The organism is Paraburkholderia sp. USG1, from assembly GCF_031570135.1.
Taxonomy (GTDB): Bacteria; Pseudomonadota; Gammaproteobacteria; order Burkholderiales; family Burkholderiaceae; genus Paraburkholderia; species Paraburkholderia dioscoreae.
This window is the reverse complement of record NZ_JAMWXW010000004.1, coordinates 189,839-207,191: the sequence shown is the minus strand read 5'-3', so window position 1 is coordinate 207,191 and position 17,353 is coordinate 189,839. Positions and strand designations below refer to the sequence as shown.

Here is a 17,353-nt window from a genome sequence, read left to right as displayed (position 1 = left end):
TTCGGCTATATCCATTTTAGCCGAAATACGGATAAAGTCAATTTAGCTGATATACGGATATTTTTGATTTATCCGATATACGGCTATTTCACGGTAGGCATCGCCACTCCGGGCTTGTTCAAGGAGCCGCCGCAGTGCCCGCCCGTCCCCGCAGCATATCCGCGATCCGCTCCGCGATCATGATGGTCGGCACATTCGTGTTCGCGCAAGGGATCGACGGCATCAACGACGCATCGCCTACATAAAGTCCGCTGACGCCATATACCGCGCCGCGCGCGTCGCAGACGGCGAGCGGATCGTCGGCGGCACCCATGCGACAGGTTCCGGACGGATGCCAGGTGCCGCCCACCGAGCGCGTCACGAAACGCGTCAACGCGTGATCGTCGGCGAGCAGTTCGTCGAGCGTCACGCCTTGCGTGACCACGCGGCGCACCAGCCACCCGCGCAACGGCCCGGCAATGTCGAGCAGCGCGCTCAGCAGGCCGCGTTGCAACGCGTTCCACACGCCCGGCACGGCCACGCTCGCGACGCGCGGCGAATAGCTCGAAGGCAGCAGCGTGGCGCGGTGCTTCGCCATCATCGGATCGGCCAGCGTCTGGGCGCCGAAGCGCAGCGCGAGTTTCAGCCGTTCGAGATCGCGCGCGTCGGACAGCATGTTGAAGTCGACGGCGGGTTCGTCGTGCGCACTGGCCGAGGTCAGGCTCACGCGGCCGCGCGAGTACGACTTGTTCACCCAGAAAAACAGCGTGCCGAGCCGGTAGCCGACTGAATGCCAGCCCGATCGCGACAGGATCGCGCCGTGCATGTCGCCCGGCACCGCTCCGCTCACGCCCGAGGAAAAACGCACGATCGCCTGCTCGTGATGCTCGTCGGGATATAACGCGCGGGCCGCGCGCGGCAGAACCGCCGACACGGCGATCGACGGATGCTCCATCAGATTGCCGCCCACGCCGCCGCGATCCGCCAGCACCTCGATACCGAGTGCGGCGAGTTCGGACGCCGGCCCGATGCCGCTTCGCATCAGAAGCGCGGGGCTGTGAATCGCGCCCGCACAAACGATCACCTGTCTGGCGTGCAACGTTTCACTCGCACCGTCCTCGCCGACAACCCGCGCGCCGATCGCGCGCTTGCCGTCGAACAGCAGGTGTTCGACGAGCGTTTGCGTACGGATGGTGAGATTCGGCCGGGCACGCACGGCGTCGTCGAGATAGCAGACCGAAGTCGGGATGCGCTCGCCCGCTTCGCTCACCGCGATCGAGCCGATGAACGTGCCGTCCTGCCATTCGCCGTTCTGGTCGTCACGCCGCGTGTGGCCGCGCGCGTCGAGCGTGGCGAGCACCGCCCGTACGAATGGCGAGATACGCGCCCACGGCGTGCGCTGGATGCGCACCGGTCCGCTCGTGCCATGCAGCGCCCCGCCGAAGTCGTGATCGGTTTCGAGCTTGCGGAAGTACGGCAGACACGCGTCCCAGTTCCAGCCGTGTGCGCCGTGCGCGTGCCATTCGTCGTAGTCGGCCGGCGCGCCGCGGTTCGCCATCAGCGCATTGATCGCCGACCCGCCGCCGAGCAGGCGCGCCTGTTCGTAACGGCGTGTCGCGGCCGGGGTGCTCATGCGTGCCTTCAGGCGCTGCCAGATGTTCGAGGTGTCGAGATAGGCGCGGCCGGGATAGCGGCTGCGCACCGTGGCGGGCATGTCCGTTCGCGAGATATTGCGGCCGGCCTCGACGAGGCAGACGGTCTTACCCTCGTCTTGGGAAAGGCGCGCGGCCAGCACACAGCCGGCCGAGCCGCCGCCGAGAATCAGATAGTCGATCATGTTCGATGAATGGCGCGGACGATGCGCCGTGCGGGACGCGCAAAAAGCGCTGGGATTTGCGCGCGGGTTTCGCGTTCAACTACCCGCAAACCCGCGCGCAGGAAAAACGACTTCCGCTTACTGCATGAACTTGAGCCAACGCGCCTTAGCCTGAATGCCGGCGTCCGATGCCCACCACTCCTCCGACATCAACACCTGCTTCGACGCATTCTCCGGCGAGCTCGGCAGCTCGCTCGCACGTTTGGCGTCGATCTTGCCGGTCTTGAACGCGGCCGGATTGCCCGGACCGTAGTCGATATAAAGCGGCAGGTTGGCCTGCAGGTCGGGCGAGACGGCCGCGTTGACGAACCTGATCGCATCAGGCAGGTTCGGCGCGTTCTTCAGCACGCAGAGTTGCGTGTTCTGCAAAATGCCGTCGTTGAACGTGAAGTCGACGTCGGGATTGTCCTTGCGTACGGCGCTCGCGCGGCCGTTCCAGATCATCGTCATGTCGACTTCGCCGTCATGCAGCAGTTGCGCAGACTGGCCGCCCGAAGTCCACCAGACCGTCACGTCCGGCTTGATCTGCTGCAGCTTCCTGAAGGCACGATCGACGTCGAGCGGATAGAGCTTGTCGCGCGGCACACCGTCGGCGAGCAGCGCGGCTTCGAGCACGGTCTGCGGATCGTTGCGCAGCGCGCGCGTGCCTGGAAACGCCTTCACGTTCCAGAAATCGGCCCAGCTCTGCGGCACCTTCTTCAATGTTTTCTTGTTATAGCCGATCACCGTCGAATAGAACTCATAGGCAACCGAATACGGCGTGCGGTATTTCTCGGGCATCGCAGCCGCGTTGGGCATTCTGGAAAAATCGAGTTTCTCCAGCAGGCCTTCATGTCCGCCGCGCAAGCAGTTGGACGTGGGCGTATCGACCACGTCCCAGATCGGCTTGCCGGTTGCGGCCTGCGCCTTGATCTGCGGCCACGCGTCCGGAATGCTGTCCTGGTTCACGGTGATGTTCAGCAGCTTCGCAGCCGGATCGAGGATGGCTTTGGTCTGTGCTTCCTGATACGTCCCGCCTTGAGAGACAAAGGTAATCTTCCCGGCAGCAAAAGCAGGCGTCAGACATGCGGGCACGAGACCCGCGACGCCAAGAATCAGAACAGCGGCAAGCGGGCGCAACGTTGGCTTCTTGATCACGAATATGTCCTCGAAACGGTTAAGCGAAAGATATCGTGGATGTAATGCGCGTTGAGCCCAATATAGTGAATCTGTTTATTGGCGACAACGCCGCAATTGTTGTGGGGTCCATGACATCACGTTATGGCCAACATGTCGCGTTGTGTGCCGGGAGCGCGGTACTACCCTGCTCGACCGCATGGGCTGCATTCGCCGCCGCGCGCTGTATGAACATACTGGGCGTCATCCCACAGCACTTCTTGAAATGCCGGCCAAAATGGCTTTGATCGAAGAAACCCACCTCGGTCGCAACCACCGATCCGGGAACGCCTTCCAGCAACAGCGTTTGCGCGCGCTGAATCCGCAGGCCGCACAGATAGCGGTATGGCGACGATCCGTATTGTTGCCGGAATACCGTGGCAAAGCGCGACACGCTGAGCGCGGAGAGCTCGGCGAGTTGCGCGAGCGTCACGGGTTCGTCGAAATGGGCTTCAATGAAGGCCCTGGCGGCATTGAGGCTGATGGACTGTTTCACGGCGCGCCAGCCGCGACGATGTCGCCGCGCGAAATCCGCCGGGAACGAATGCTCTCTTCGTTGATCGACGTGAACACGCCCATCGACGATTTGAACACCATGAGAGAGGTTTCCTGTGTGGCTGGCTGTTGGTCGCGTACGGCGCGTTTCGGCAACGCCGCCGCCATGACAAAATCGTAGCGCGCGGCCGCGGCATATGTCGCCGACAAAAATCGCCGCGCAGCAGAACTCACCCGTAATGCGTGCCCAGACCTGGCGTTTTGCATCGAATTTCACTGCGGCCCGTTCCGGCGCCCGCGATAAAAAGATCGTCCTAGTCACACCGCCCACCGGATGACACAGTGACGGCGTCAGCCTTCAGTCAATCAGGGAGTACGGTGTGTCCGATTCGATCACCTATAGACGCTTCACCCTCGACGACATCGTCGCCGCGCACGCGTTGACGGTCGAACTCAAATGGCCGCATCGCACGGACGACTGGAGATTCGTGGCGCTTCTGGGCGAGGGTTTCGTCGCGGAAGACGCAAGCGGCGTGATCGGCACCGCGCTGTGCTGGAAATACGGCGCCGGGCACGCCTCGCTCGGCATGGTGATCGTCTCGCCGGCAAGCCAGGGGCGCGGCATCGGCAGAAAGTTGATGGAACTGGTGCTGGAAGAACTGGGCGGCCGGGTCACGTTCCTGCACGCCACCACCGCGGGCCAGCCGCTGTATGAAAAGCTGGGCTTTCGCGTGGCCGGCACGCTCGACCAGCATCGGGGCGCGGCGTTCCAGCCGCCGCTCGTGTCGTTGCCGCCCGGCGAGCGCTTGCGTCCGCTCGGTTCGAGCGATACCGCGCGGCTGGTCGAACTGGCGTCGCGAGCCAGCGGTCTGGATCGCGGCAAGGTGTTGCCCGCGCTGCTGGAGAGCGCCGACGGCATCGCGCTCGACCGCGACGGCGAACTGATCGGCTTCGCGCTGTTTCGCCGCTTCGGACGCGGCTTTGCGATCGGTCCGGTGGTCGCGCCCGCCTCGGAAGATTCGAGCCGCGCCAAGGCGCTCATCAGCCACTGGCTGGCGCTGAACGAAGGCGTGTTCGTGCGTATCGATACACCCGGCGTAAGCGGTCTGACCGGGTGGCTGGAACAGTTGGGGTTGCCACGCGTGGATACGGTGGTCAAAATGGTCCGCCCTGCCACACCGGGCGAGCCCGCGAGCGGCGCACAGGATACTCATTACCTGCAATACGGCATCATCAACCAGGCAATCTGCTGACCATCATGGCCTTCCTCTACAAAGCCGACCCGGCGCGCGGCGCCCAGTGGGCGAAACTCTTCGCGCAGAAGGCGCCGGAACTGCCGTTTCATATCTGGCCCGACCTCGGCGATCCGGCCGCGATCCGCTACCTCGCCGCCTGGCAGCCGCCTGAAGATCCGACGCGCACCTTCCCCAATCTGGAAGTCGTGTTCTCGGTCGGCGCCGGCGTCGATCAGTTCGATCTGTCGGGCGTGCCGGACCATGTGCCTGTAGTGCGCATGATCGAGCCGGGAATTGTCGAAGGAATGGTCGAATACGTCACGCAGACTGTGCTGACCATTCATCGCGATCTGTTCGATTACGCGCTTCAGCAACGGCGGCAGGTCTGGCGCGAGTTGCCGCTCAAGCCCGCCAGCCAGCGTCGCGTCGGTGTGCTTGGGCTCGGTATATTGGGCACCGCGGTGCTGGAAAGGCTGCGCCTGTTCGGCTTTGACTGTGCGGGATGGAGCCGTTCGGCGCGCGAGATCGAAGGCGTGGCCTGTTATGCGGGTGAAGGCGCACGGGATGCGTTTCTCGCGCGCACCGACATCCTGATCTGCCTGCTGCCGCTCACGCCCGCCACGCGCGGGCTGCTCGACGCGCAGTTGTTCGCGAAGTTGCCGCGCGGCGCGTCGCTGATTCAAACGGGCCGCGGGCCACATCTGAATCAGCAGGATTTGCTCGCGGCGCTGGAAAGCGGTCAATTGCAGAATGCCATTCTCGACGTCACCGATCCCGAGCCGTTGCCCGCCGGTCATGCGTTGTGGACGCATCCGCGCGTGCGCATCACGCCGCATATCGCCAGTGCGACGCGGCCGGAAACCGCCGTCGAAGTGGTGCTGGAGAATCTGCGCCGCCATCGCGAAGGCTTGCCGATGCTCGGCCAGATCGACCGCGCTCAGGGCTATTGAGCGTATTGAACATAGCGGGCGCGGTGCCGAACGAAAAGGCCCGCGCGGCGCCGTTTTTTAGCGCCCGCAGCAGAAAATGCCGAGACCGTGCATCAAAACGAGTCGCGCGCGCTTTTCCGGCAATTGTTTAGGTGAGCAGGCGATCGCCGCTGATCAGTAGTATGTGACGGTCAACCACCCCTTCCCGCGACGAGAAACCACCATGCCGATTCAATCGCTCATCGAAGCCGACCGCAAGCATCTGATTCACCCGGTCATCAACTACCGCGCGCACGAAGCACGCGGCGTCACCGTCATCGAATCCGCCAGCGGCGCGTTTCTGCGCGACGCGGCCGGCAACGAACTGCTCGACGCGTTTTCCGGACTCTGGTGCGTGAACGTCGGCTACGGTCAGCAGAGCATTGTCGAGGCCGCCACCGCACAGATGCAGAAACTGCCCTATGCGACCGGCTATTTCCATTTCGGCTCGGAACCGGCCATCGAACTCGCGCAAAAGCTGGTGGAGGTGTCGCCCGCTTCGCTGCAACACGTGTACTTCACGCTCGGCGGTTCCGACGCGGTGGACTCGGCACTACGCTTCATCACGCATTACTTCAACGCCACGGGCCGGCCGTCGAAGAAGCACGTGATCGCGCTGCAACGCGGCTACCACGGCTCGTCGACGACCGGCGCCGGTCTCACCGCGCTGCCCGCGTTCCACCGCAACTTCGATCTGCCGCTGCCGAACCAGCATCATCTGCCCTCGCCGTACGCGTACCGCAGCGATTTCGCCGACGACGCCGCGCTGATCGCCGCCTCGGTGGCCGCGCTCGAAGCGAAGGTGGCCGAACTCGGTGCCGACAACGTCGCCGCGTTTTTCTGCGAACCGATCCAGGGCTCGGGCGGCGTGATCGTGCCGCCGGCCGGCTGGCTCAAGGCGATGCGTGAAAGTTGCCGCAAGCTGGGCATCCTGTTCGTCGCCGACGAAGTCATTACGGGTTTCGGCCGCACCGGTCCGCTGTTCGCCTGCCAGGGCGAAAACGTCGAACCGGACCTGATGACGGTAGCGAAGGGGTTGACCGCAGGCTATGCGCCGATGGGCGCCGTGCTGATGTCGGACGAAATCTATCAGGGCATTGCGGACGGCGACGCCGAAGCGGTGGTCGGTCACGGCCACACATATTCGGCGCACCCGGTGAGCGCGGCCATCGGCCTCGAAGTGCTGCGCCTCTATCACGAAGGCGGACTGCTGGCGAACGGCGTGGCGCGTGCGCCGCGTTTCGCGCGCGGCCTCGACGCGTTGCTCGCGCATCCGCTGGTGGGCGACTCGCGCCACCGCGGCCTGCTCGGCGCGCTCGAACTCGTCGCCGACAAGGACAGCAAGGCGCGCTTCGACCCGGCGCTGAAACTGTCGGAACGGATCGCCGCCGCCGCGTATGAAAACCGCCTGATTTTCCGCGCCTTCGGCGACAACATTCTCGGCTTCGCACCGGCGCTCTCGTACACCGAGGGCGAGTTCGATCTGATGTTCGAACGGCTTGAAAAAACCCTCGACGACGTTCTGGCGCAAGCCGATGTGCGTGCCGCGTTGAAGCTCGGAACGCACGCCGCTGCATGCTAGAGTAGAGGGCCCCCCAGCCCCATGCCCCACCGCCAGAGCGACAACGTTACGATGAGCAGCGACTGCAAGCTAGACCGGATTGACCTGCGCATACTTTCCCAATTGCAGAAGAAAGGCCGCATAACCAACGTCGAGCTTGCCGACGCGGTCGGCCTGTCGCCCAGTCCTTGCCTGATCCGTGTCAAGCGTCTGGAAAAAGCGGGCTACATCATCGGCTACGGTGCGCAGATCCAGCTCGAAAAGCTCGGCGACGTGCAGATCGTGTTCACCGAAGTCACGCTCGCCGATCATCGGCGGGAAGACTTCATCAAGTTCGTGAATGCGATTCGCGACGTCGACGAGATCGTCGAGTGCCATCTGGCGAGCGGCGGCTACGATTACCTGCTGAAGTTCGTCACACGCAGCGTGAGCCATTACCAGAGCATCGTGGAAGGTCTGCTCGAACGCGACATCGGCATCGAGAAGTACTTCAGCTACGTGATCATCAAATCGCCGATCGTGAAGAGCCACTATCCGCTCGAAACGCTGTTCTCGCAAAACCATCACTAGGCGTTGCGTGGTGTTCGATCCGCCGGGTCTTACCGGCGCTCGGCCTTCAACGTTCGGTAACTCCGGCCATGTCCACGGCTGCCGCACCATCGGCCGGCGGGCTCCACTGCGCGAACTCCTCGCTCAGAAAATCGACGCACACCCGCACCTTGGCCGATTGCGCGAGCCGTGCCGGATACACCGCCCACAGATTCGCCGGTTGCGTGACCTCGGGCAGCACCTGCTGCAACTGCCCGGTTTCGAGCAGCGGCCGCACGTCCCACATGGAACGCAGCACGATGCCGCGTCCGGCCAGCGCCCACTCCACCGCCACTTCGCCGTGATTGGTCGACAACGGTCCCGTGACCTTGATCGAGGCCGTCTCGCCGCGCACCGTCAAACGCCACAGACCGAACGGATGGTCGCGCTCCTTGATCGCGAGACACGCATGCGAGGACAGATCGGCAAGCTGGCGTGGCGCGCCATGCCGCGCAAGATAGCCGGGCGACGCGCACAGCACGCGATGATTCGAAGCGAGCCGCCGCGCGATCAGATGCGGCGCGATCTCGTCGCCGATGCGCACATCCAGGTCGAAACCTTCGCCCGCTACATCGACGAGACGGTCGAACAGATCGAGCCGCACGCTCAATTGCGGATAGCGCTCGGAAAAGCGCGCCAGCGCGGGTGCGACGAAACGGCGGCCGAAGCCGAAGCTGCTGGAAATGCGCAGCTTGCCGCCGGGAATGCGGCGCGTGGTGGACACGTCTTCCACCAGTTGATCGACGTCGTCGAGGATCTTTTCGGCCCACGTGTAGACGCGCTCGCCCGCCTCGGTGATCGCGACCCGCCGCGTGGAGCGGTGCAATAAACGCGTACCCAGCGTAGTCTCGAGCACATTGATGCGTTTGCTGACATACGCCGCGGATACCGACAGGGCCTCCGCAGCCGCGCTGAAACTCGATTTGCGCGCCACTTCGCAAAACACGCGTAAATCGCCGAGATCCGGTGACGGGAGAGCGTTCATAGAGTGGTTCTTTGTACACGAATCGTGCACAGTGGCTTAACCAAAGCGATCATTTTAGTCTCAAACAGCAGGAATAAAATAACCGTCGTTGAATCGTCGAAAGTCCCACGGAGGAGCAGGAACATGTCGAAGAAATATCGGATCGCGGTCATTCCCGGCGACGGCATCGGTGTCGAAGTCATGCCGGAAGCCATTCGCGTGCTCGAAGCGGTGAAAGCGCGCTTCGGCATCGAGCTGGAGTATCAGCACATCGAATGGGCGAGCTGCGAGTACTACGCGAAGCACGGCAAGATGATGCCGGACGACTGGAAAGCGCAACTGCTGTCCGCCGACGCGATCCTGTTCGGGGCGGTGGGCTGGCCCGACACGGTGCCCGACCATATTTCCCTGTGGGGGTCGCTGCTGAAATTCCGCCGCGAATTCGACCAGTACATCAACCTGCGCCCCGCGCGCCTCTTTGCCGGCGTGCCTTCGCCGCTCGCGGGCCGCAAGGCCGGCGACATCGATTTCTGGATCGTGCGCGAGAACACCGAGGGCGAATACTCGTCGGTGGGCGGCGTGATGTTCGAAGGCACGGAGCGCGAATTCGTGCTGCAGGAATCCGTTTTCACGCGGCATGGCAGCGAGCGCGTGCTGAAGTTCGCCTTCGACCTCGCGCAGCGGCGCGAGCGCAAGAAGATCACGGTGGCCACCAAGAGCAACGGCATCGCGATCAGCATGCCGTGGTGGGACAAAGTCGCGGCCGGCATCGCCGCGCAGTATCCGGACGTGACGTGGGACAAGCAGCACATCGACATTCTCTGTGCGCGCTTCGTGCTGAACCCGGATCGCTTCGACGTGGTGGTGGCCACCAATCTGTTCGGCGACATCCTGTCCGACCTCGGCCCCGCCTGCACCGGCACGATCGGTCTCGCGCCGTCGGGCAATCTGAATCCCGACCGCAAGTTTCCGTCGCTGTTCGAACCGGTGCACGGCTCGGCGCCGGACATCGCGGGCAAGAACATCGCCAATCCGATCGCGATGATCTGGTCGGCCGCGATGATGCTCGACTTCCTCGGCAATCACGCAGGCAAGGAGCGCGAGGCGCACGACGCGATTCTCGCCGCGATCGAAGCAACGCTGATCGAAGGCCCGCATACCGGCGACCTGGGCGGCAAGGCGAACACGACCGAGGTCGGCCAGGCAATCGCGAAGAAACTCGCTTAAAGCAAAGGATTTCCGCACATGACACGCACATTCGAACTGGGCGAACTGATCCGCTCCGACAATTTCATCGACGGCACATGGGCGCCCGCGCAAGACAACGTCCGCTTTGCCGTCACCAATCCCGCGAGCGGCGAGATCATCGCTGAAGTGGCCGACAGCAGCCCCGCCGACGCCCGCGCCGCCACCGACGCCGCCGCGCGCGCCCTGCCCGCGTGGCGCGCGCGCCTGCCGAAGGAACGCGCTGCCGTGCTGCACCGCTGGCACGCGCTGATCATGGCGAATCTGGATGCGCTCGGCGCGCTGATCTCGCTCGAACAGGGCAAGCCGCTCGTGGAAGGCAAAGGCGAAGTCGCCTACGGCGCGTCGTATGTCGCGTGGTTCGCGGAAGAAGCCACGCGCATCTACGGCGATCTGATTCCGCAGCAGCAGCGCGGCAAGCGCATGACGGCCGTGAAGGAACCGGTCGGCATTGTCGCCGCCATCACGCCGTGGAATTTCCCGCTCGCCATGATCGCGCGCAAGATCGCGCCGGCGCTCGCCGCCGGCTGCACGGTGGTGGCCAAACCGGCGGAAGATACGCCGCTCACCGCCTCGGCGCTGGTCCTGCTCGCGCACGAAGCCGGCGTGCCGCCGGGCGTACTGAACCTCATCACGGCCTCGCGCGATCACGCGGTCGCCGCCGTCGCCGAGTGGCTGCATGACGCGCGCGTGCGCAAGATCACCTTCACCGGCTCCACGCCGGTCGGCAAATATCTGGCGCGCGAGTCGGCGGAAACACTCAAGAAACTGTCGCTGGAATTGGGCGGCAACGCCCCCTTCATCGTATTCGACGACGCCGACCTGGACGCCGCCGTCGCCGGACTCATGGCGGCCAAATTCCGCAACGGCGGGCAGACCTGTGTGTGCCCGAACCGCGTGTATGTGCAAGCCGGCGTCTACGAACGGTTCGGCGCGTTGCTGGCCGAGCGGGTCGGCGCGCTGAAGGTCGCGCCCGCCACCGACCCGGCCGCGCAGATCGGCCCGATGATCAACAGCCGTGCGCTCGACAAGATCGCCCGCCATGTGGACGACGCCGTTGCGCACGGCGCGCGCGTGCTGACCGGCGGCAAGCGCCTTGCCGAACTGGGCCCGCACTATTACGCGCCCACGGTCCTCGCCGACGCCACCGCCGCGATGCAGTTGAATAGCGAAGAGACCTTCGGCCCGATCGTGCCGCTGTTCCGTTTCGAAGACGAAGCCGAAGCGGTCAACGCCGCTAACGACACGCCATTTGGCCTCGCCGCGTATTTCTACAGTGAAGGCGTGAAACGGATCGACCGTGTGGCGCGCGCGCTGGAAGCGGGCATTGTCGGCATCAATGAAGGCGCGGTCGCAAGCGAAGCCGCCCCGTTCGGCGGCGTAAAGGAATCGGGCTATGGTCGCGAAGGCTCGAAGTACGGTCTCGACGACTATCTGTCGATCAAATACCTCTGCCAGGGCAACCTCGAATGAGTGCGGAGGCGAACACGAAGGCCTATCCCATCGACGATATTTCCACGCACGAGCAATCGTCATCGGGTATCGCGTACGTGCATACGTTCGACTCGGGCCTGCCCGGACCGGATAAAGGCACCTGTGTCACGCCGCCGCGACAGCCACCATCACCGAGTAGGCCTTGAATACCGCTGTCGCCTGTTGCCCGACGGCCAGCGCGAGCGCGTCGACTGCGTCGTTCGTCACGCTGGCCGTCAGATTCACGCCCCCCGGAAGCGTCAGGACCACCAGCGACGACACCGCGCCACGCTCGAGCCGCGAAATGGTCCCGGCGAACTGATTCCTCGCCGACAACAAGTAACCCGCAAAATCGACCACGAGCACGACGGCCGACGACTTGATCAGCGCAATGGCCTCCTTGCCTACCGCGAGCTTGAGGCGATTGGCCGCGGAGGTGGTCATCGTCGCGACGATCTGCTGGCCGCCGGCAATCGTCACGGATACCTGGGTGGTGACCGGCCCCTTGTCGATCGCGTCAATGGTGCCGACAAACTGGTTGCGTGCGGTCGTTTTCATTGCAATTCTCCTGAGAAGGCCGGCCAGTGCCGGCAGTTGGTTGAGCCACGCGTCCTGCTCGCGCAGGAAATGCTGATTGTTGGTCCGGAGCTTGCGCCAAACCCCCAGAAGATCCACGGCAACGGGCGTAAGCCGGGTCCCGCCGCCGCCCTTGCCGCCGGTCGCCGTTTCGATCAACGGCTGATTGGCCAGATTGGCCGCGTTCTCCAGCAGCAACCAGGCTCCCTTGTAGCTGTAGCCCGCAGTGCGTGCGGCGCGATTGATGGAACCCGTGTTGTCGATTGCCTCGAGCAATGCGAAGAAGCGCGCGTCGAGCCGGCCGGCCAGTTTCAGTTCGCTGCTCAAGAGTGATGAATCGGCCATGATCGACTCGTTCGCTTCAACCGTCCGCGGGAACGTGGAGCAGCGCACGCACACGCCGTTCGCGCGCCGTAAGCGGCGCGACATCGAGGTCCGGCACCAGTGCCCGGCGCGTGAGCTCACGCCCTTCGCCGCTTCGCAGGTCGACCTCGCGGACCACCTCGCCGTGCTCGACCACGAATGCAACGTCGGCGAGCGCGAGCACGTCGTCGACGTCGTGCGTGATCATGACGACGGGCATCTGCCAGCGCCTGAACACTTCGGCGAGTTGTCCGCGCAGATCGTGGCGCAGCAGCGGGTTCAGCGCGGCAAAGGGCTCATCCAGCAGCAACAGTTCCGGCCCGCAGGCAAGCGCGCGGGCCAACGCCACGCGCTGCTGCTGTCCGCCCGACAATCCCGCCGGACGGCTGCGCGCGAGTTCGGTAAGATCGAAGCTGTGCAGCAGCGCGTCGACCCGCACGGCACGATCGCCGGACAGGCCGCGCCGCCACCAGTTGGTCAATCCGAAGGCCACGTTCTCGCGCACCGACAGATGCGGAAACAACGCGTAGTGCTGGAACAGATAGCCCACACCGCGCCGGTCCGGCGGCAGGTCGACACCGCGTGCCGAATCGAACAGCACGCGCCCGCCGACCCGCACGTGCCCCCGGTCGGGCCGCAACAGCCCCGCGATCGCCTGCAGCGTGAGCGACTTGCCGGCACCCGAGGCGCCATACAGCGCCACCACCGGCGCTTCGGATGCGAAGCGCGTCGCCAGCGTGAAGCGGCGCGTGTTATCCGACACGGTGGCGGTCAGATCGATGTCGATCATTCGCGCGCCTCGTCAGGATTTGACGAAGCCGTAGCGCGCCAGCACGTTCTGCGCTGCCGGTGTCGACAGATAGGCGATGAAGTCTCTCGCGAGCGGCTGCTGGCGGCTCGCGCTAACCACGATCACCGGATAGGTCACCGGCTCGTGGCCTTCCACGGTCAGCGCGATGCGCACCTTGCCGGGCGCCAGCAGGGCGTCCGTGCGATAGACGAAGCCGGCCTCCGCTTCGCCGCGCGACACGTAGTCGAGCACCTGGCGCACGCTCTCCGCCTGCACGAATTTCAGCTGCAGCGCGCCCCACTGCCCGGCACTTTCCAGAGCCTGCTGCGTGTAGCGCCCAACGGGCACGGTGGCCGCTTTGCCGAGCGCAATGCGCTTCACCGCGGGATTCGACAGATCGGCCAGCGTCTTCACCAGCGGCGCGCCCTCCGCCGGTACGATCAGCACCACCGAGTTGGCGGCGAAGTCCTGCTTCGTGCCCGCGTCGAGCAGTTGGGCATCGATGCCGAGCGCGACGGTTTCCTGATCCGCGCTGGCGAACACATCGACGGGCGCGCCTTGCCTGATCTGCTGAAGCAATACCCCCGACGCAGCGAAATTGAAGCGCACGGTCACGCCCGGATGGACCGCCGCGAACTTCGCGCCGATCTCGTTGAACGCATCGGTCAGGCTCGCGGCGGCGGAAACGGTAAGTTGCTGGGCCGAAGCGAGCAGCGGCAGCGCCGCGAGCAGCGCGACGGCAAGGGAACGGACAAAGCGCATCGGAAGATTTCCTCGAAGGTCAGCGAAGGGAGAAGAAGCGGTTCGACACCAGCATCACCGCGATGGACAACCCGGACGTCACCAGCACGAGCAGCAGCGCGGTGTGGTCCTGGCCGCTTTGCATCGCGTCGTAGATCGCCATCGAAAGGGTCTGGGTTTGCCGGGGAATATCGCCGGCCACCATCAGGGTCGCGCCGAACTCGCCCAGGGCGCGGGCAAACGCGAGCAGCGTGCCGGCCAGAATGCCGGGCCACGCGAGCGGCAACGTGATGCGGACGAATACGGACAGCGGCGACTGCCGAAGCGTGCGCGCGGCCGCTTCGAGCGTAGGGTCGACGCCGGCGAACGAAGCGCTGGCCGACTTCAGCACCAGCGGCAGTGCCACCACGGCTGCCGCCGCAACCGCGCCGTGCCAGTTGAACACAATGGTGTAGTCGAAGTGTTCGTAAAGCCATGCGCCGACCACACTGCGCCGGCCCGCCGCGACCAGCAGGCCATAGCCGATCACGGTCGGCGGCAGCACCAGCGGCAACATGCACACGGCCTCCAGCACCGCGCTGCCGGGAAAGCGCCGGCGCGCAAAGATCCAGCCGAGCGCAATGCCCGCGGCAAGCGCGAGCACGGTGGCGACCCCTGCCACTTTCAGCGACAGCAGCAACGGCGACCAGTCCATGTTTTGTAGGGAATCCGACATTGGCGACACGGTTCGTTGTGAAGTGAACGACGTAACGCCGTGAACGCAAGTTATAAGCCAGTGCGCCGAGCGCTCGAGCGCGCACGGCTTACTTGCCGCTCAGTCCCAGTTCCTGCGCGAACAGCGCCAATGCGGAGCGCGCCTTGACCGGATCGTGCGTGGCGGGCTTGAGCAGCAGGCGGTGCGGTCCCAACCGCTCGTTCAACAGACGCACCTGGGCCGCGCAATGCGCGGGGTCGCCGATCACTGCATTCGCGAGGATCACCTCGTCGCTCGCATCAGCTGCGAACATTGGCGGCAACGAACCCGTAGCGAACCGCACCTGCATGAGTCGGGGATAAGAGCGCACGCAGGCCACGCCATGTTCGAGCGCATTGCGGTGGTCAGGCTCGCAGTGAAAAAAGCGCGCAATCGCAAACGGAAAATCACCGCGCTGCGCACGCTGCGTCGCCACCTGGTCGGCGACGCGCGCGAGGTCGGCCGACGGCGTCGCCATCAGTCCATAGCCGTGCGCGGCGGCGAGGCGCAGCGAATCGTCGCTGAGGCTCGCCAGCCAGACCGGCACCGGCTGCTGCAGCGGGCGCGGCTGCAGCGCAATGTCGTTGCAATGGTAGAAACGCCCGTCGAAGCTGGTGGTGGGCTCACTCCATAAACGCTGGATCAACGCGAGCGCCTCGTGCATCCGCGCGCGGGCGTCATCCGCCGACGGGATTCCCGCAGCCCGGTACTGCACCGGAAACGGGCCGCCGCGCGCCACGCCGAATTCAATGCGCCCTCCGCTCAGCAGATCGAGCGTGGCGACGTCTTCCGCGACGCGCAGCGGGTCGTTCAGCGGGAGCAGCGAGGCGCCGGTGCCGAGACGGATCGTGGAGGTGCGAGCCGCGATGTGGGCGAGCAGCACCGTCAGCGCACTGCCGATCGCGTACGAACTGTAGTGGTGTTCCGCGACCCACACGTCGTGGTAGCCGAAGGCTTCGGCGGCGACGGCATGGCTCACGGTTTGCATCAGCGCGTCGCGCGCATCGCCGTCGGGATTCTCGACGTTGAGGAAAAGACCGTAGCGTTGTGCGGAATCCGACATGGCAGGTTCTCTCGTGGGAATAGATCGTGAAAGGCAAGTTTTGCGCTCATGACGGGCTGAGCTTCGGGCCGCACGGCTGCGGCTGCGGCATCGGCGGGCGGCATGGGTGTCATGGTGAGCGCCGCGTGTCATGGTCCGCAAGCGGTTCTCCCGCTGCTGGCGCGAGAAACCAGCTGCGCACCGTGTCGTACGGATAGCGCGTCAGGCCGGCATGGCGCGCGTGCGGCGCGAGCAGATGCACAGACAACGGCTCCGCCCAGCTCCAGAAATCGGCGCGCAGCGCGGGCGGAAACCCGACGTCGTCGAACGCATGCCATAGCTGTACCAGCCAGAGTTCGCGGCCCTCTTCGTCGAGCAGCAACGGCAGCCCGGAGCCCGCCTGCAGATGCGCACGCCGCTCGCTGTAGTACAGCGGACCGCCGCAGGACTCGACCACGAAGTCGGCCACGCGAGAAGCGACGCAATCGAAGCAATGCCCGGCACGCGCGAACAGCGGTGTGAGTCTGAGCCGCCGCATGTGACACAGCACCAGATCGCGCAACCCCGCCTCATCGCAGATCGCCAACAGCCGGTGCGGCGGCTGCGGCAGCGCGGGCACGCAGGCGGGCGGCAGTGCCCGGGCCCGCGGCCCTTGCTGCGAGTCCACCACCGGCCATTGCAGCGTCAGATAGCAGGCCCGGGTGCAGGGTGTCCAGCGGGCGCGGGGCGCCGGAGGCGCGGCAGATCGGAGCGAATCCATATGTGTGTCGGGTTGATGGTTCGGTTTGTCGGTTGTGTACCTGAATACATAACGGTAGGCATGATTAAGCAAGTCCCGCGCCTTCGTCGCTGCGGAGCCCCTCAAGGCTCCGATCACGGTGAACCGCGTCACGCAGTTGTTCGATGGGTTCCGTGCGTGGCCGGTGGTGTGCCTGCTCGGACTACTTGCGCCCATTCGCGCCCATTCGCGCCGATTGCGCCTACTCCGTTCCGAAGCAAAGCGCGTGATCGGCACAGACACCGCAACTCGGCGCCTTGCAGATAAACAAGTCCTCCCGCTCACACAACTGCTTGTAGAAGAACTTTTTCCACTTCATGTCGTGCGTATTCTTCGCCGCCAGCCGCGGAAACCAGCGGCCGATCAACGCCGACAGTTCACGCCGCGACGGCAGAAGCAGGTCTTGCCAAAGGTGGTTCTGTCCGAGGCTCGCACAGGCCAGCGCGTGCGCGACGCAGTTCGCTTCTTCCGGGGAACCCGCGTGCGGATCGGCGTGGTCATTGAGCAGCGCCACCAGATCGTCGAGCTCGTCGTCGCGCGGTTCCTCGCGGCGCCTGCTCGCCGGCGCGGACCACGAAAGCCACGCGAGGCCGAGCGCCGGCCCTGCGCCCGGGAACCAGCGGGCGAACATCCGGCGAGTCTGGTCGGCATCCAGGCCGGGCATCGGCAACGCATCCAGACCGTGGCGCTCGAACGCGCCGGACATCACGCCGGCCAGTGCAAGGACGGTCGGATCGTCTGCGTCCGCCGCGCACGCCATCAAGGTTGCATAGGTATCCATGCCGGCACCG

18 protein-coding genes are annotated in these 17,353 nt (G+C 64.9%); 6 read left to right on the top strand and 12 right to left on the bottom strand.

Annotated features, from left to right (window positions below; all coding sequences use genetic code 11):
* Positions 1–118: 118 nt before the first annotated feature.
* From NE850_RS07445 to NE850_RS07430, 4 genes are all read right to left on the bottom strand, one after another.
* Complete coding sequence (locus tag NE850_RS07445; protein WP_310698584.1) at positions 119–1,816, bottom strand: GMC family oxidoreductase N-terminal domain-containing protein; 1,698 nt, start codon at positions 1,814–1,816, stop codon at positions 119–121.
* A gap of 117 nt (positions 1,817–1,933) precedes the next feature.
* Positions 1,934–2,992, bottom strand: coding sequence for an ABC transporter substrate-binding protein (locus NE850_RS07440; protein ID WP_007177202.1), 1,059 nt, complete (start codon positions 2,990–2,992; stop codon positions 1,934–1,936).
* Positions 2,993–3,113: 121 nt separating this feature from the next.
* Positions 3,114–3,506 (bottom strand): helix-turn-helix domain-containing protein, encoded by a 393-nt coding sequence (locus NE850_RS07435; protein WP_007177203.1) that lies wholly within the window; start codon positions 3,504–3,506, stop codon positions 3,114–3,116.
* Positions 3,503–3,673 carry a hypothetical protein gene (locus NE850_RS07430; RefSeq protein WP_157187702.1) on the bottom strand — a complete coding sequence of 57 codons (171 nt, stop codon included), beginning with the start codon at positions 3,671–3,673 and terminating at the stop codon, positions 3,503–3,505. The genes NE850_RS07435 and NE850_RS07430 overlap by 4 nt, the downstream gene beginning before the upstream one ends.
* Positions 3,674–3,885: 212 nt before the next feature.
* Here NE850_RS07430 and NE850_RS07425 point away from each other — a divergent pair, with 212 nt between their 5' ends.
* The 4 genes from NE850_RS07425 (at position 3,886) to NE850_RS07410 (ending at position 7,839) form a co-directional block, all read left to right on the top strand.
* A complete protein-coding gene (locus NE850_RS07425; protein ID WP_007177205.1) occupies positions 3,886–4,758 on the top strand; it encodes a GNAT family N-acetyltransferase in 873 nt (290 codons plus the stop codon).
* 5 nt (positions 4,759–4,763) lie between these two features.
* Positions 4,764–5,690: a glyoxylate/hydroxypyruvate reductase A gene (locus NE850_RS07420; protein ID WP_007177206.1), complete on the top strand. Its 927-nt coding sequence runs from the start codon at positions 4,764–4,766 to the stop codon at positions 5,688–5,690.
* 202 nt (positions 5,691–5,892) lie between these two features.
* Positions 5,893–7,290: an aspartate aminotransferase family protein gene (locus NE850_RS07415; protein WP_007177207.1), complete on the top strand. Its 1,398-nt coding sequence runs from the start codon at positions 5,893–5,895 to the stop codon at positions 7,288–7,290.
* A gap of 51 nt (positions 7,291–7,341) precedes the next feature.
* A complete protein-coding gene (locus tag NE850_RS07410) occupies positions 7,342–7,839 on the top strand; it encodes an Lrp/AsnC family transcriptional regulator (protein ID WP_035517188.1) in 498 nt (165 codons plus the stop codon).
* 46 nt (positions 7,840–7,885) lie between these two features.
* On the opposite strand, the gene NE850_RS07405 is transcribed toward NE850_RS07410, so the two are convergent.
* Positions 7,886–8,842 (bottom strand): LysR substrate-binding domain-containing protein, encoded by a 957-nt coding sequence (locus NE850_RS07405; protein WP_165188366.1) that lies wholly within the window; start codon positions 8,840–8,842, stop codon positions 7,886–7,888.
* 123 nt (positions 8,843–8,965) lie between these two features.
* On the opposite strand from NE850_RS07405, the gene NE850_RS07400 reads away from it, so the two are divergent.
* Both NE850_RS07400 and NE850_RS07395 read left to right on the top strand, forming a co-directional pair.
* Entirely contained in the window at positions 8,966–10,048 is a 1,083-nt protein-coding gene (locus tag NE850_RS07400; protein WP_007177210.1) for a tartrate dehydrogenase, read from the top strand.
* 18 nt (positions 10,049–10,066) lie between these two features.
* On the top strand, positions 10,067–11,539 hold the full coding sequence (locus tag NE850_RS07395; protein WP_007177211.1) for an NAD-dependent succinate-semialdehyde dehydrogenase: 1,473 nt from the start codon (positions 10,067–10,069) through the stop codon (positions 11,537–11,539).
* 126 nt (positions 11,540–11,665) lie between these two features.
* On the opposite strand, the gene NE850_RS07390 is transcribed toward NE850_RS07395, so the two are convergent.
* From NE850_RS07390 to NE850_RS07360, 7 genes are all read right to left on the bottom strand, one after another.
* Positions 11,666–12,460, bottom strand: a complete 795-nt coding sequence (locus tag NE850_RS07390; RefSeq protein WP_007177213.1) for a TOBE domain-containing protein — start codon at positions 12,458–12,460, stop codon at positions 11,666–11,668.
* Between the two features lie 16 nt (positions 12,461–12,476).
* Positions 12,477–13,268, bottom strand: coding sequence for an ATP-binding cassette domain-containing protein (locus NE850_RS07385; protein WP_165188368.1), 792 nt, complete (start codon positions 13,266–13,268; stop codon positions 12,477–12,479).
* Between the two features lie 12 nt (positions 13,269–13,280).
* Positions 13,281–14,030 carry a molybdate ABC transporter substrate-binding protein gene (modA, locus tag NE850_RS07380; protein WP_007177215.1) on the bottom strand — a complete coding sequence of 250 codons (750 nt, stop codon included), beginning with the start codon at positions 14,028–14,030 and terminating at the stop codon, positions 13,281–13,283.
* A 19-nt stretch (positions 14,031–14,049) separates the two neighbouring features.
* A complete protein-coding gene (gene modB, locus NE850_RS07375; RefSeq protein ID WP_007177216.1) occupies positions 14,050–14,724 on the bottom strand; it encodes a molybdate ABC transporter permease subunit in 675 nt (224 codons plus the stop codon).
* A gap of 88 nt (positions 14,725–14,812) precedes the next feature.
* Positions 14,813–15,805, bottom strand: a complete 993-nt coding sequence (locus NE850_RS07370) for an LLM class flavin-dependent oxidoreductase (protein ID WP_007177217.1) — start codon at positions 15,803–15,805, stop codon at positions 14,813–14,815.
* A gap of 109 nt (positions 15,806–15,914) precedes the next feature.
* The gene (locus NE850_RS07365; protein ID WP_197740281.1) at positions 15,915–16,544 is read right to left on the bottom strand and encodes a hypothetical protein; all 630 of its coding nucleotides are present in this window, start codon (positions 16,542–16,544) and stop codon (positions 15,915–15,917) included.
* A 220-nt stretch (positions 16,545–16,764) separates the two neighbouring features.
* Entirely contained in the window at positions 16,765–17,343 is a 579-nt protein-coding gene (locus tag NE850_RS07360) for a nitrogen fixation protein NifQ (protein WP_007177219.1), read from the bottom strand.
* Positions 17,344–17,353: the final 10 nt, after the last annotated feature.